Annotated in this window: 15 protein-coding genes and 2 pseudogenes; 9 read left to right on the top strand and 8 right to left on the bottom strand. The window is 69.2% G+C overall.

All coding sequences use genetic code 11. From position 1 onward, the window contains the following. The first annotated feature begins 116 nt into the window (after window positions 1–116). Window positions 117–437, top strand: a complete 321-nt coding sequence (locus OG959_RS11180; protein ID WP_326658007.1) for a hypothetical protein — start codon at window positions 117–119, stop codon at window positions 435–437. On the opposite strand, the gene OG959_RS11175 is transcribed toward OG959_RS11180, so the two are convergent. Continuing rightward, window positions 409–810 (bottom strand): VOC family protein, encoded by a 402-nt coding sequence (locus tag OG959_RS11175; protein ID WP_326658006.1) that lies wholly within the window; start codon window positions 808–810, stop codon window positions 409–411. The genes OG959_RS11180 and OG959_RS11175 overlap by 29 nt on opposite strands. Window positions 811–868: 58 nt before the next feature. Continuing rightward, window positions 869–1,051 carry a hypothetical protein gene (locus tag OG959_RS11170; RefSeq protein ID WP_326658005.1) on the bottom strand — a complete coding sequence of 61 codons (183 nt, stop codon included), beginning with the start codon at window positions 1,049–1,051 and terminating at the stop codon, window positions 869–871. A 106-nt stretch (window positions 1,052–1,157) separates the two neighbouring features. Between OG959_RS11170 and OG959_RS11165 the strand changes: the two genes are divergently transcribed. Further along, window positions 1,158–1,811 carry a TetR/AcrR family transcriptional regulator gene (locus OG959_RS11165; protein ID WP_326658004.1) on the top strand — a complete coding sequence of 218 codons (654 nt, stop codon included), beginning with the start codon at window positions 1,158–1,160 and terminating at the stop codon, window positions 1,809–1,811. 259 nt (window positions 1,812–2,070) lie between these two features. On the opposite strand, the pseudogene OG959_RS11160 reads toward OG959_RS11165, so the two are convergent. Continuing rightward, a pseudogene (locus OG959_RS11160) lies at window positions 2,071–2,430 on the bottom strand (relaxase/mobilization nuclease domain-containing protein); the annotation flags it as partial. Window positions 2,431–2,440: 10 nt separating this feature from the next. Between OG959_RS11160 and OG959_RS11155 the strand changes: the two are divergent. Next, a complete protein-coding gene (locus OG959_RS11155) occupies window positions 2,441–3,166 on the top strand; it encodes a site-specific integrase (RefSeq protein WP_326658003.1) in 726 nt (241 codons plus the stop codon). A 7-nt stretch (window positions 3,167–3,173) separates the two neighbouring features. On the opposite strand, the gene sodN is transcribed toward OG959_RS11155, so the two are convergent. Beyond that, a complete protein-coding gene (sodN, locus tag OG959_RS11150) occupies window positions 3,174–3,569 on the bottom strand; it encodes a superoxide dismutase, Ni (RefSeq protein ID WP_219567071.1) in 396 nt (131 codons plus the stop codon). Window positions 3,570–3,749: 180 nt separating this feature from the next. Here sodN and sodX point away from each other — a divergent pair, with 180 nt between their 5' ends. Next, the gene (gene sodX / locus OG959_RS11145; protein ID WP_326658002.1) at window positions 3,750–4,208 is read left to right on the top strand and encodes a nickel-type superoxide dismutase maturation protease; all 459 of its coding nucleotides are present in this window, start codon (window positions 3,750–3,752) and stop codon (window positions 4,206–4,208) included. Here the strand turns inward: sodX and OG959_RS11140 are convergent. Then, entirely contained in the window at window positions 4,112–4,741 is a 630-nt protein-coding gene (locus OG959_RS11140) for a CGNR zinc finger domain-containing protein (protein WP_326658001.1), read from the bottom strand. The two genes, sodX and OG959_RS11140, sit on opposite strands and share 97 nt — an antisense overlap. A gap of 75 nt (window positions 4,742–4,816) precedes the next feature. Here OG959_RS11140 and OG959_RS11135 point away from each other — a divergent pair. The 3 genes and pseudogenes from OG959_RS11135 (at window position 4,817) to OG959_RS11125 (ending at window position 6,992) form a co-directional block, all read left to right on the top strand. Next, window positions 4,817–5,592 (top strand): annotated as a pseudogene (locus OG959_RS11135) (class I SAM-dependent methyltransferase). Window positions 5,593–5,739: 147 nt separating this feature from the next. Next, window positions 5,740–6,228 carry a SigE family RNA polymerase sigma factor gene (locus OG959_RS11130; protein ID WP_326658000.1) on the top strand — a complete coding sequence of 163 codons (489 nt, stop codon included), beginning with the start codon at window positions 5,740–5,742 and terminating at the stop codon, window positions 6,226–6,228. Next, complete coding sequence (locus OG959_RS11125) at window positions 6,225–6,992, top strand: hypothetical protein (protein WP_326657999.1); 768 nt, start codon at window positions 6,225–6,227, stop codon at window positions 6,990–6,992. The genes OG959_RS11130 and OG959_RS11125 overlap by 4 nt, the downstream gene beginning before the upstream one ends. Before the next feature lie 66 nt (window positions 6,993–7,058). On the opposite strand, the gene OG959_RS11120 is transcribed toward OG959_RS11125, so the two are convergent. Genes OG959_RS11120 through OG959_RS11110 form a run of 3 tightly spaced genes read right to left on the bottom strand, consistent with a single transcriptional unit; the run spans window position 7,059 to window position 9,770 of the window. Then, the gene (locus OG959_RS11120; RefSeq protein ID WP_326657998.1) at window positions 7,059–7,820 is read right to left on the bottom strand and encodes an amino acid ABC transporter ATP-binding protein; all 762 of its coding nucleotides are present in this window, start codon (window positions 7,818–7,820) and stop codon (window positions 7,059–7,061) included. Beyond that, a complete protein-coding gene (locus OG959_RS11115) occupies window positions 7,817–8,767 on the bottom strand; it encodes an amino acid ABC transporter permease (protein ID WP_326657997.1) in 951 nt (316 codons plus the stop codon). The genes OG959_RS11120 and OG959_RS11115 overlap by 4 nt, the downstream gene beginning before the upstream one ends. A 28-nt stretch (window positions 8,768–8,795) precedes the next feature. Continuing rightward, entirely contained in the window at window positions 8,796–9,770 is a 975-nt protein-coding gene (locus OG959_RS11110; RefSeq protein ID WP_326657996.1) for an ABC transporter substrate-binding protein, read from the bottom strand. A 522-nt stretch (window positions 9,771–10,292) separates the two neighbouring features. Between OG959_RS11110 and OG959_RS11105 the strand changes: the two genes are divergently transcribed. Together OG959_RS11105 and OG959_RS11100 are read left to right on the top strand one after the other, a co-directional pair. Beyond that, entirely contained in the window at window positions 10,293–11,513 is a 1,221-nt protein-coding gene (locus OG959_RS11105) for an NAD(P)-dependent malic enzyme (protein ID WP_326657995.1), read from the top strand. Window positions 11,514–11,662: 149 nt separating this feature from the next. Next, window positions 11,663–12,634, top strand: coding sequence for a zinc-binding dehydrogenase (locus tag OG959_RS11100; RefSeq protein ID WP_326657994.1), 972 nt, complete (start codon window positions 11,663–11,665; stop codon window positions 12,632–12,634). Window positions 12,635–12,666: the final 32 nt, after the last annotated feature.

Raw genomic sequence — 12,666 nt, 5'->3', positions numbered from 1 at the left:
TCCTTACGGTCGGTCGGGCTGCACGAGACGGGCCGCACCGCTGAGCGGCAACGTGCTGAGGCGCCTAAGGGCTGGCGAAGTGCAAGCGGTTCCAGGCAGGGCAGATCGCTGAGGCGGTGTACCGCAAGGAGGCCGCGTCGAAGAACCGCCTCGTCGCTCTGATCAATATCGCGCTGGGGAAGGTGGTGGCTGCCGGACTGAAGCTGCCGACGCTTTCCGCCTTCGACACGATGACCTTCACGAGCCGCATCGAGGTGAACACCTCGATCTGGTGCGGCATCCACGACCGGATGAGCCTTGCCGAGCGGGCAAGGATGCCGCAGCTGCCGGGTTGCGGGTTGTGCCACATGATGAGGGGCGTGTGGTGCCGCGTGTGGATGCGATGTGGCCAGGCGGGGTGGACGGTTGTCAGGCGTTCTCAGAGCTGGACGGCGTGACCCACTCGACGAACTGGACGATCACGCCGTTGGGATCGGTGACCTGGAAGAGCCGCTCGCCCCAGGGTTCCTCGCGCAGAGGCATGGTGATGTCCACGCCCTCGGCGCGCAGCCGCTTCTCCTCGTCCTCGATGCCAGCGGTGAGGGTGAAGGCGAGGATGAGGCCGGAGGCGCGCTTATCCCGCTGCTCGGGCGGCAGTATCTCGATGCCGCCGGCGAGCAGGACGATGTCGGCGGCCGCGTCCGGCCGGGTGAGCGAGGCGAAGCCGTCGGCGGCGGCCTGCTCGCTGTAGCCGAGGCGGGTGGTGAAGAACGCCTGGGAGGCGGCGACGTCGTCGACGGTGAGCGAGACGGTGGAGGCGGTGATCTGCAAGGTGATTCTCCTCTGTGGTTTCCGGGAGGCGAGAGGACGGGTGCCGGGTGGGTGCAGGTCAGTAGCCGGAGCGGCGCGGCAGATTGCGGGCCTTCGGGGGAACTTGGCGGGTGGGCGCGGGGATGGCGCGGGTGGGGCGCTTTCCGCGAGGAAGGGCCGGGGTGCGGCTGGTGCGCTCGGTCAGGACCGGGCCGATCTTGACGGGTGCGATGAGAACGGCGACAGGGCGGAGTTCGAGCATGGGCACATCCATTCTTAGTGTCGTGGAAAACTTGCGACGGACGTAAACTTAACCCGAACCACGCCAGGGAGTCAACATATAAATGCCACGAGGGTAAGATTGCCTCATGACTACAGAAGCCACCTCGTCCGCACCCCCTGTCGGCCTGCGGGAATCGAAGAAGCAAGAGACCCGGCAGCTCATCTCCGACGTCGCCACCGGCTTGTTCCTCCGCCAGGGCTTCGAGCCGACCACCATCGCCGAGATCGCCGCCGCCGCGCGGGTGGCGAAGAAGACGGTGACCAACTACTTCCCACGCAAGGAGGACCTGGCCCTGGACCATCAGGACGCCTTCACCGCCTCCCTGGCCCACACCGTGACGGGCCGACGGGTCGGCGAGTCGGCTCTGTCGGCCCTGCGCCGCGCCTTCCTGGACGCGGCCACGGATGCCAACCCGGTCGCCGGGTTCTCCGGCCCCGACTTCGCCCGCATGGTCGCCGACAGTCCTACCCTCTCCGCCCGTCTGCGCGATCTGCACGACCTGCGCGAGGCAGCCCTGGCCGATGCCCTGGCCGACGCCGTCGGCGCATCCCGCGGCGACATCGCCCCCCGCACCGCCGCCGCCCTCCTCGGCTCCGTACACCGCACCCTGTTCCAGCGGATCCAGGAACTCACCCTCGCCGGCCAGGACAACGCCGGGATCTCCGCCACTGTCATCGCGGAGGCGGACACCGCCTTCGGCCTGTTGGAACCCTCGCTCGCCGACTACGCCGTGGCGTGAGCCACGCGTCGCTCGTCGGCGTTCCGGCACAGCCCGGACCCTGGCGGCAAAACTGATTCAGCAGAGACGCTCATGCTGTTTGAGTAGACACTGCGGCTCCTCCGGCCTGACCACTTGTGGCGGAGGGCTCCGCGGCGGCTCTCCGGAGGGGCAAGCCCCGTGAGCACTCGGCGACAGGCGCGGCTCGGATTGCTGCCCCTTGCGCGCACCCAGACGTTCAACGGCCCCACCACGGTCAGTGGTGGGGCGGCTGGCGGGCTTAGCGGCTTCGACCGGGTTCTTCGGACCTGTTGCCTATCGGTGGTGAGGTCGGAGGACGGATGATGGCGGAAGCGGGCGAGACGCTCCTCAGGGTGCTTCGGCTGCGAGCTGCTGGCGTCCGCCGGTTCGGTTGTGCGGCGATGCGCCAGTTGAGGACCTCGGCGGCGGGCTCGGCGCTGTCGAGCTCTCGTTGGGCGCTCGCCTCGATCAGGAGACGTCGAGGGTGGTGGCCGGCGGCTTCGGCTCGAACGAGGGTTGTGGTCAGGGCGGTCCACGTGGGGTCGGCGAGGATTCGGTGGGCGTGGCCGGGGAGGGCGGCGCGTACGTCCCGCTCGAAGCGACTCTTCGAGCTCCCCCGCGAAGAGCTGATGTCGCCACCCCTCGAAGGGCTCGACGTCGACAGCCGACGGCTCGTCCAGGAAGCCGTCGAAGCGTTCTGCGAAACCCGTGACGCCCGCGACCGTCTGCACCGTGCAGTGGTCGCCGTCGTCATGCTCGCCGGGTCAGGCTTGCGCATAGGTGAGTTGCTGGGCCTGAAGGTGTCGGACATCGACTTCAAGGCCGGCAGCATTCGCGTGGAGCGGCAGCGGCTCCAGTCGGGGAAGGTCGGTCCGCCGAAGACCGCCAAGTCCCGGCGGACGGTTCCGGTCGGGGAGATCGTCACCGACGCGCTCCTCGGGCATCTCGCCGCGCGCCCCTCCGCGGAGTGGCTGTTCACCATGGAGGAGGGGGAACCGCTCAACTGCCGACGCTGGAAGACCGAGTGGAACTGCGCCCGCAGGGCGCTCCAGGCGGAGGAGAACAAGGCGGCCGGGCGTGAGGGCCGCAAGTCCGTCGAGCTGCCGCACATGGTGACCCACGACCTGCGGCACTTCTGCGCCTCCGCGCTCATCGCGGGCGGGGCGAGCGTCAAGCAGGTTCAGATGGTCCTCGGCCACGCCTCCGCCGTCATCACGCTGCGGATTTACGCGCACCTGTGGCCGGGGGAAGAAGACCGCACCCGGTCCGTGATGGACGCCGTTCTCGGCGGCCTGCGGACCGGGTGCGGACAGGTAGGCGACGTGACCAGCGAAACCGCAGGTCAGACGGCCTAACCAGAGATCAAGCCTTCTTGGTCTCCCAGAAGATCTTGTCGATCTCGGCGATCAGGTCGAGCGCCTTCTGGCCCGTGGCCGGGTCCGTGGAGCCCTTCGCGGCCGACAGCGCCTTGAGGGCGTCGTTGACCAGCTGGTGCAGCTCCGGGTACTTCTCGAAGTGCGGGGGCTTGAAGTAGTCGCTCCACAGCACCGAGACGTGGTGCTTCGCGAGCTCGGCGCGCTGCTCCTTGATGACCACCGCGCGGGCCCGGAAGTGCGGGTCCTCGTTGGCCTGGTACTTCTCCTGGACGGCCTTGACGGACTCCGCCTCGATGCGGGCCTGGGCCGGGTCGTACACGCCGCAGGGGAGGTCGCAGTGGGCGCTGACCTTCACCTTGGGGGCAAACAGGCGGGAAAGCATTGAGCTGTCCTTCCTCGTGATCGTCTTCTCAGGTGGGACATTACTCCGTGAGAAGCGTGTTTTTGCGGGTGCCCCCAAGGGCTTAGGCCAAAAGTCCAGGGTGGGGATGAGACCAGTGGCCGAATGTACGGAACTCTGTCAAGGACGGTGTACCGGACGGACCGGGGAGGTGCAGGAGAGATGCGAGAGGTGCCGGAGGTGCCGGAACTGACCGATGACCAGCCACGAAGGGGTCTGGCGGCGAGAGTGCCGTTCCAGGTGGTGGAGGTGACGGGGCCTTCGATGGTGCCCACGCTCCACCACGGGGACTGGCTGCTCGTGCAGTACGGGGCGCAGGTGCGCCCCGGTGACGTGGTGATTCTGCGGCATCCGTTCCAGCAGGACCTGCTGGTCGTGAAGAGGGCCGTGGAGCGGCGGCCCGGGGGCTGGTGGGTGCTGGGTGACAACAGGTTCGCGGGCGGGGACAGCACGGACTACGGGACCGTGCCCGAGGATCTCGTACTGGCCAGGGTCCGGGCCCGGTACCGGCCGCTGACGAAGGATCAGCGCTCGGTGCGCGGGGTGGCGGGCTGGGCCGTGTCCGCGCTGCGGCCGGTCTCCGTGGCCCGTTCCGTCTCCAGGCGCTTCCGGGCCCGGTAGGCGGCCACGTTGGCGCGCGTCGCGCAGCGGTCCGAGCAGTAGCGGCGGGAGCGGTTGGTCGAGGTGTCGAGGTAGGCGTTGCGGCACGGTGCCGCCTCGCACAGGCCGAGCCGGTCCACGCCGTACGACGTGAGGTGGAAGGCGAGGCCCATCGCCGCGATCGCGGCGTAGCCCGCCGTGGCGTTGGACGGGTGGTCGGTCAGGTGCATGTGCCAGTCCGGCTTGCCGTCCGAGTCCCGGATGTCGTGCCCGGAGATCTGCGGGCTGACGGGGAACTCCATCAGCAGGGAGTTGAGCAGGTCGACGGCGAGCGTGTCGTCGCCGCCGTCGGCCGCCTCGAAGACCGCGCGCAGTCGGGCCCGTACGGCCCTGAAGCGGGTCACGTCCGCGTCGGTCGCCCGCCGTGCGGCCTGCCCATTGGCGCCGAAGAGCTCGCGCACCGCGTCGACCGAGGTGAGGGCGTCCTTGTTGCGGGCCGGCTCCTCGGTGTTGACCAGCCGCACGGCGTAGTCCGAGTAATAGGCCAGTTCCACTTGCAGTCCTTACAGTGTCGGTTTAGGGTCGATCCAGCGGTTAAGTAATGGGCTTCAATGGGCCTAGGGTATTACATGGGAGGGTTTCGGGTGACGGAGACAGCTACGGGCGCCGACTGGCAGGCCTGGCAGAAGAGCTGGGACCGGCAGCAGGAGTGGTACCTGCCCGACCGCGAGGAGCGCTTCCGGGTCATGCTCGACATGGTCGAGGCCTTCACCGGCCCGGAACCGCGGGTGCTCGACCTCGCGTGCGGTACGGGAAGTATTACGGACAGGGTGCTGCGGCGGTTCCCGAACGCCACCAGCACCGGCGTCGACCTCGACCCGGCGCTGCTCGCCATCGCCCGCGGTACCTTCGCCGGCGACGAGCGCGTCAGCTTCGTGACCGCAGACCTCAAGGACCCGCGGTGGACGGAGCGGCTGCCCCACGACTCGTACGACGCCGTCCTCACCGCGACCGCCCTGCACTGGCTGCACACTGAGCCGCTCACCGCGCTGTACGGGCAGATCGGCGGCCTCGTCCGGGACGGAGGTGTGTTCATGAACGCCGACCGCATGATCGAGACGGGTACTCCCCGGATCAACGCCGCCGAACGCGCGCACCGGCACGCCGGCATGGACCGGGCCAAGGCCGCCGGGGTCCTGGACTGGGCGCAGTGGTGGGCGCTGGCCGCGGAGGACCCGGTGCTCGCCGGGCCCACCGCCGAGCGGTTCGAGATCTACGGTGAGCACCCGACGGAGACATGCCGTCCGCGGCCTGGCATGCGGACACCCTGCGCGCCGCCGGGTTCGCCGAGGCGCGGGCCGTCTGGTCCTCGCCCTCGGACAGTCTGGTGCTCGCGGTGAAGTAGGGGCACCATGCGGGGCGGGGCGGTACGGACGACGGTCCGGACCGCCCCGCCATCTTTTCGTGGCCCACGGCCGCAACCCGCCCTGCGTCCCACCGCACTGGAAGGGTGAGACGGTCCGCACCCGCGGACCGGGGAGGGACGGTGACGATGCGGAGCGATGACGACGACGCGCTGCACGCCTTCGTCGAGAGCAGACGCACCGCACTGTTCCGCAGCGCGTATCTGCTCTGCGGCGACCGGCACGAGGCCGAGGACCTGGTCCAGGCGACGCTGGTCAAGGTGGTGCTCGGCGGACGACGGCACGGGCGCCTCGACAACATCGAGGCGTACGCGCGCAAGACCCTGGTCAACACCTTCATCGCGTCCCGCCGCCGGTTCTGGCGACGCGAGCAGTCCTACGGCGAACTGCCCGAACGGGCGGCACAAACACCCGACACGGACGCCGGCCTCGCGGTACGGGCGGCACTCGCCCGGCTCACGCCCAGGCAGCGGGCCGTTCTGGTGCTGCGCTACTGGGAGGACCTGAGTGTCGAGGCCACGGCCGCGCTGCTCGGGATGCGGGAGAACACGGTCAAGAGCCACACGGCTCGGGGATTGGCGGCGCTGCGCGCCGAGATGGCGGAGGAACTGGTATGAACGACGTGCATGAGCTGCTGGGGCGGGCCGCCGAGGACGCCGGGCAGCCGGTCATCAGTACCGAGGCGGTATACGCGAAGGCAGGCCGGGTCCGCAGGCGCCGCCGGGTCGCGGTGTCGGCCGCGGCGGTGTGCGCGGTGGCGGCGGGCGCGTTCGTCGTCCCCGGGTTGTCGGGGCAGACCCCGCAGAAGGCCTCGGTGGCGGCCCCCACCGAACTGGTCGGCAACAGCGGGCGGGCCCAGCAGCTCGTCAAGCTGCTGCCCACGGACGTGGGGGCCGTCGAGCAGGTCTCGCTCGCCGTGATCATCAAGCATGCGACGCCGGAGCAGGCCGAGGAGCACCCGGTGGGGCCGTTGGACGGGCACTACGCGGTCCGCAGGGACGGCGGAGTCGGCTACCTGACTGTCACGGCCATGAACGCGAAGATGCTGGAGAAGAAGCTCGGGGGCGTACCCGCGGACACGAACCTGTGCGAGGCCGCGGCCGGAGAGCCGCAGCGTACGGACTGCGTCCGCGAGGTGCTGCCGGACGGGCGGGTGCTGACCATCTGGAGCGACGCCATGGAGTACGGGGACGGCACTCCGCAGTGGGGCCCGGAGCTGGTGGCCCGGATCACGCTCGAGGACGGGGGGCAGCTGGCCGTGCGCGACAGCACCGGCTTCGAGGCCGGCACCGCGCTCGGGCCGCTCCTGAAGACCCCGCCCCTCACCCGGGCACAGCTGCGGACGCTGATGCTCCGCCCGGAGCTGCTGCCGAAGAAGTAGCACGCGACACGTGAGAGGGCGGTACGAGCCCCGCTGGGGTCGTACCGCCCTCTCACGTGTGTACGGCTACAGCACCTTGGACAGGAACGACTTCGTCCGGTCGTGCTGCGGGTTGGTCAGGACGTCGCGCGGGTGGCCCGACTCGACCACCACGCCGTCGTCCATGAAGACCAGCGCGTCGCCGACCTCACGGGCGAAGCCCATCTCGTGGGTCACGACGATCATCGTCATGCCGTCCTCGGCGAGACCGCGCATGACGTCGAGTACGTCTCCCACCAGCTCCGGGTCGAGCGCCGAGGTGGGCTCGTCGAAGAGCATCAGCTTCGGCTCCATGGCCAGCGCCCGGGCGATGGCCACCCGCTGCTGCTGTCCGCCGGAGAGCTGCGAGGGGTAGTTCCTCGCCTTGTCGGACAGGCCGACCCGGTCCAGGAGCCGTTCGGCGCGGGCCCGGGCGACCGCCCGGGACTCGCCCTTGACCTGGACGGGGGCCTCCATGACGTTCTCGATCGCCGTCATGTGGGGGAACAGGTTGAACCGCTGGAAGACCATGCCGATGTCACGGCGCTTCAGAGCGACTTCGCTGTCCTTGAGCTCGTAGAGCTTGTCGCCCTTCTGGCGGTAGCCCACCAGCTCGCCGTCGACGGACAGCCGGCCGGCACTGATCTGCTCCAGGTGGTTGATGCACCGCAGGAAGGTCGACTTGCCGGAACCGGACGGGCCGATCAGACAGAAGACCTCGCGCGGGGCGACCTCCAGGTCGATGCCCTTGAGGATGTGCGCGGCGCCGAAGGACTTGTGGACGCCCTCGGCCTTCACCATGGCGGTCATGCCATGCCTCCCTTCGGGCGGCCCAGCGACAGCAGATTGGCCCGGATCTTCTGCATCGGTGTGGGCGGCAGACTGCGGCTGGAGCCGCGCGCGTAGTACCGCTCCAGGTAGTACTGCCCGACGCTCAGCACCGAGGTCATGACCAGGTACCAGGCCGCGGCGAGGAAGTACATCTCCACCGGGGCCCCGGACGCCTGACCGATGTCCTGGGCGTATTTGAACAGTTCGTAGAACTGGACGGCCGCCACCAGTGACGTGGTCTTCAGCATGTTGATGACCTCGTTGCCCGTGGGAGGCACGATCACCCGCATCGCCTGGGGGATGACGACCCGGCGCAGCGTCTTGCTGTGGCTCATGCCGAGCGCGTGCGAGGCCTCCGTCTGGCCCTCGTCGACCGAGAGCAGACCGGCACGGCAGATCTCCGCCATGTACGCGGCCTCGTTGAGGCCGAGGCCGAGCAGCGCCGTCAGCAGCGGCGTCATGAAGCTCGACCAGTAGTCCTTGTAGATCGGCCCGAGGTTGATGTACTCGAAGACCAGACCGAGGTTGAACCAGACGAACAGCTGGACCAGGACCGGCGTACCGCGGAAGAACCAGATGTACGACCACGCGATCGACGAGGTCACCGGGTTCTTCGACAGGCGCATCACGGCCAGCAGGATGCCGCCGACCACGCCGATCACCATCGACAGGACGGTCAGCAGCAGCGTCTGGCCGACGCCCTTGATGATCCGGTCGTCGAAGAAGTAGTCCGGGACCGCGCCCCAGTTGATCTTGCCCTGGCTGAAGGCGTAGATGATGGCGAAGAGCGCGGCGATGGCGATGACCGCCGAGACGTACCGGCCGTAGTGCCGGACCGGAATGGCCTTGATCGCCTCCGGGCCGGCCGGTGGTGTGGGGGGTGCGGGCGACCGGTCGGCCGGGCCCGTCTTCTCGATGTCAGTCACGGCTGATGCCTTTCAGCGCCGGATCCGGTCAGGATCCGCCGTTCAGCTTGGCCTCGGTGACCGCGCCGGCCTCCACGCCCCACTTGGCGATGATCTTCTCGTACTCGCCGTTCTTGATGATCGCCTCCAGGGCAGCCTGGATGGCCTTGGTGAGCTGGTCGTTGCCCTTGGCGACGGCGATGCCGTACGGGGCCGCCTCGACCTGCTCGCCGACGATCTGGAAGTCCTTGCCGCCGCCCGAGGTCTTCACCGCGTACGCGGCGACCGGGAAGTCGGAGGAGCCGGCGTCGGCCCCGCCGGAGCGCAGCCGGGTCTGGGCCTGGAGGTCGTTGTCGTACGACTCGATGGCGATCTTCTTGCCACCGGTGCACTTCTTGGACTCGGCCTTGGCCAGGTCGTTGGAGACGGTGTTGCGCTGGACGGCGATCTTCTTGCCGCAGAGGTCGGCCCAGGTCTTGATCCCCTGGTCGTCGCCCTTCTTGGTGTAGATCGAGACACCGGCGGTGAAGTAGTCGACGAAGTCGACACCCTCGCCGACCTTCTTCTTCGTCTCGGGGTCGATGCCCTCCTGACGGTCCTTGGTGTCCGTCATCGCCGACATCGCCACGTCGTAGCGCTTGGCGCGCAGACCGGTGACCAGGGTGTCGAAGGTGCCGTTCTCGAACTGGAACTCCACGCCCAGCTCCTTGCCGAGCGCGGCGGCCAGGTCCGGGTCGATGCCGACCGTCTTGCCGGAGCCGTCCTTGAACTCGACCGGCGGGTACGCGATGTCCGAACCGACCTTGATGACGCCCTTGGACTTGATGTCCGCGGGGAGGAGGTCGGCGGGGGAGGAGGCGGCGGCGGACGCGCCGTCGCTGGTCTTGGCCGAGGCCGAGTCACTGGAGTTGTTCTTCGTCTGGTCGCCACAGGCGGTCAGCAGCATGGTGCCGGCGACCGCGATGGCGCCGACCGCGGCAATCCGGGACTTCGCGGTCGTGCGACGCGTGGTACGTGCGGTCATGTTGGGGTTCCTCCGGCAGGTGAGGGTGGTGTCGCCAGGCGGTATGGCACACGGCGTCGGGTGTCGCCGCCTTGTGTGATTACGGCATCTTGCCATTCGGACTAGCCCAATCAGGGGGCACCGCATGTCAAAATCGGGTAACGGGACACCCCCGAACCCAGTGGGCCGGCACATCAAGGCCGGACCTTTCCCTGGAATCGCTTCTTCCTGCCGGAAGATCCACCGACCTGGACCTGCTCTGGGCGGATTTCATGTCGCGTGGCCGACTTGTGTGTATGTCCCACTATGAGACGCGTCACCGTGGGTATACCGACTCGTCTGCGGTGCGGCCTGTCCGGTAAGAAGGACGTTTACACCCCTCATCCGGGGCTCAGGGCGCGTGTGCGGCGCGCCCGCGCGTATGAATCCCTCCCTGCCGAGGCGGACCAATCGCCAGTGCGGGGAACGTACGCGGTGCCCACCCACCCCTCCTCAACCAGGAGTGGCCACCCTCGAACGATGAAGACTTAAGGGGTCAACACCATGGCAGCGGAGATCGTCAATCCTCGCAGCGACAGCAATACGGACAGCGCGACCAGCACCACCGACGAGCCGTTCGATCCGGCCTTCGCGCTCCACCGGGGCGGGAAGATGGCCGTGCAGGCCACCGTCCCGATCCGGGACAAGGACGACCTGTCCCTCGCGTACACGCCCGGCGTGGCGAAGGTGTGCAGCGCGATCGCCGAGAACCCGGAGCTCGTCCACGACTACACCTGGAAGTCGCAGGTCGTCGCCGTCGTGACGGACGGCACCGCGGTGCTCGGTCTCGGCGACATCGGCCCCGAGGCCTCCCTCCCCGTGATGGAGGGCAAGGCGATCCTGTTCAAGCAGTTCGGTGGCGTGGACGCGGTGCCGATCGCGCTCGCGACCACCGACGCGGACGAGATCGTGGAGACCGTCGTCCGGCTCGCCCCGTCCTTCGGCGGTGTGAACCTGGAGGACATCTCGGCGCCGCGCTGCTTCGAGATCGAGCGCAAGCTCCAGGAGCGGCTCGACATTCCCGTCTTCCACGACGACCAGCACGGAACGGCCGTGGTCACCCTCGCCGCCCTGCGTAACGCGGCGAAGCTGTCCGGGCGCAGCCTGGGCGAGCTGCGCGGCGTCATCTCGGGCGCGGGCGCGGCCGGGGTCGCCATCGCCAAGTTCCTGCTGGAGGCGGGGCTCGGTGACGTGGCCGTCGCCGACCGCAAGGGCATCGTCAGCCGGGACCGCGAGGACCTGACCGACGTCAAGCGGGAGCTGGCCGAGCTCACCAACAAGGCCGGGATCTCCGGATCCCTGGCGGACGCGCTGGCCGGTGCGGACCTCTTCATCGGTGTCTCCGGCGGTACGGTCCCGGAGCCGGCCGTCGCCTCGATGGCACCCGGCGCCTTCGTCTTCGCCATGGCGAACCCGAACCCCGAGGTGCACCCCGACATCGCGCACAAGTACGCGGCGGTCGTGGCGACCGGGCGGTCGGACTACCCGAACCAGATCAACAACGTGCTGGCGTTCCCCGGGATCTTCGCGGGCGCCCTCCAGGTGCGGGCGTCGCGGATCACCGAGGGCATGAAGATCGCCGCGGCGAACGCGCTGGCCGACGTGGTGGGCGACGAGCTGGCCGCCGACTACGTGATCCCGTCGCCGTTCGACGAGCGGGTGGCCCCGGCGGTGACGGCCGCGGTGGCGGCCGCGGCGCGGGCGGAGGGCGTCGCCCGGCGCTGAGGTGAGGGGGTGCGGGGGTTCGGGCGCGGCGCCTTTCGGGGGCGCTTCCCCGGGCCCCCGCTCCTCGATCTCCGGAGCGGCTTCGAGTTGGCGCGTGTCACACCCGCAGCCGGTTACGCCCGGCCGGGGCCCCGCCTATCGTCGGGCCCATGTTCGCCGCCTACGCATCCCGCCTCGACCGCGACCACCCCCTCAACGGCCTTGAGCTGGGCGAACGCCCGGCTCCCCGGGCGCGTCCCGGGTGGACCACCGTCAACGTCCGGGCCGCCTCCCTCAACCACCACGACCTCTGGTCCCTGCGCGGTGTCGGGATCACCGAGGACAAGCTGCCGATGATCCTCGGCTGCGACGCCGCGGGCACCGACCAGGACGGCAACGAGGTCGTCCTGCACTCCGTCATCGGCCAGACCGGACACGGAGTCGGCCCCGACGAGCCCCGGTCCATCCTCACCGAGCGCTACCAGGGCACGTTCGCCGAGCAGGTGACCGTCCCCAGCTGGAACGTGCTGCCGAAGCCCAAGGAACTCACCTTCGAGCAGGCCGCCTGTCTGCCCACCGCCTGGCTGACCGCGTACCGCATGCTCTTCACCAACGCCGGGGTGCGGCCCGGTGACTCCGTCCTCGTCCAGGGCGCCGGTGGCGGTGTCGCGACCGCCGCGATCGTCCTCGGCCGGGCCGCCGGTCTGCGGATCTACGCCACCAGCCGCGACGAGGCCAAGCGCAGGCGGGCCGTCGAACTCGGCGCGATCGAGGCGTACGAGCCCGGCGCGCGGCTGCCCCACCGGGTCGATGCCGTCATCGAGACGGTCGGCGCCGCCACCTGGTCGCACTCCGTCAAGTCCCTGCGCCCCGGCGGCACGCTGGTCATCTCCGGGGCCACCAGTGGCGACCGCCCCTCGCACGCCGAACTGACCCGGATCTTCTTCCTGGAGCTGAAGGTCGTCGGCTCGACCATGGGGTCCAAGGACGAACTGGAGGACCTCCTCGCCTTCTGCGCGACCACGGGGGTGCGACCCGTCATCGACGAGGTGCTGCCGTTGGAGCGCGCCCGTGAGGGGTTCGAGCGGCTCGCCTCGGGTGACCAGTTCGGGAAGATCGTACTGACTGTCAACCAGGGTTGACATGCGTCATGGTGTCAACGTAAGTTGACACC

Origin of the sequence: Streptomyces sp. NBC_00385, from assembly GCF_035917155.1 — a bacterium.
GTDB lineage: Bacteria > Actinomycetota > Actinomycetes > Streptomycetales > Streptomycetaceae > Streptomyces > Streptomyces poriferorum.
Note: the sequence above shows the minus strand (reverse complement) of the source record. Positions and strands in the feature narration are given on the sequence as shown.

Bases quoted from the DNA above. Each gene is read 5' to 3' on its own strand.
- OG959_RS11170 (WP_326658005.1), bottom strand. From the start codon at position 1,051: ATGCTCGAACTCCGCCCTGTCGCCGTTCTCATCGCACCCGTCAAGATC.
- OG959_RS11165 (WP_326658004.1), top strand. From the start codon at position 1,158: ATGACTACAGAAGCCACCTCGTCCGCACCCCCTGTCGGCCTGCGGGAA.
- OG959_RS11155 (WP_326658003.1), top strand. From the start codon at position 2,441: ATGTCGCCACCCCTCGAAGGGCTCGACGTCGACAGCCGACGGCTCGTC.
- sodN (WP_219567071.1), bottom strand. From the start codon at position 3,569: ATGCTTTCCCGCCTGTTTGCCCCCAAGGTGAAGGTCAGCGCCCACTGC.
- sodX (WP_326658002.1), top strand. From the start codon at position 3,750: ATGCGAGAGGTGCCGGAGGTGCCGGAACTGACCGATGACCAGCCACGA.
- OG959_RS11130 (WP_326658000.1), top strand. From the start codon at position 5,740: ATGCGGAGCGATGACGACGACGCGCTGCACGCCTTCGTCGAGAGCAGA.
- OG959_RS11125 (WP_326657999.1), top strand. From the start codon at position 6,225: ATGAACGACGTGCATGAGCTGCTGGGGCGGGCCGCCGAGGACGCCGGG.
- OG959_RS11120 (WP_326657998.1), bottom strand. From the start codon at position 7,820: ATGACCGCCATGGTGAAGGCCGAGGGCGTCCACAAGTCCTTCGGCGCC.
- OG959_RS11110 (WP_326657996.1), bottom strand. From the start codon at position 9,770: ATGACCGCACGTACCACGCGTCGCACGACCGCGAAGTCCCGGATTGCC.
- OG959_RS11105 (WP_326657995.1), top strand. From the start codon at position 10,293: ATGGCAGCGGAGATCGTCAATCCTCGCAGCGACAGCAATACGGACAGC.
- OG959_RS11100 (WP_326657994.1), top strand. From the start codon at position 11,663: ATGTTCGCCGCCTACGCATCCCGCCTCGACCGCGACCACCCCCTCAAC.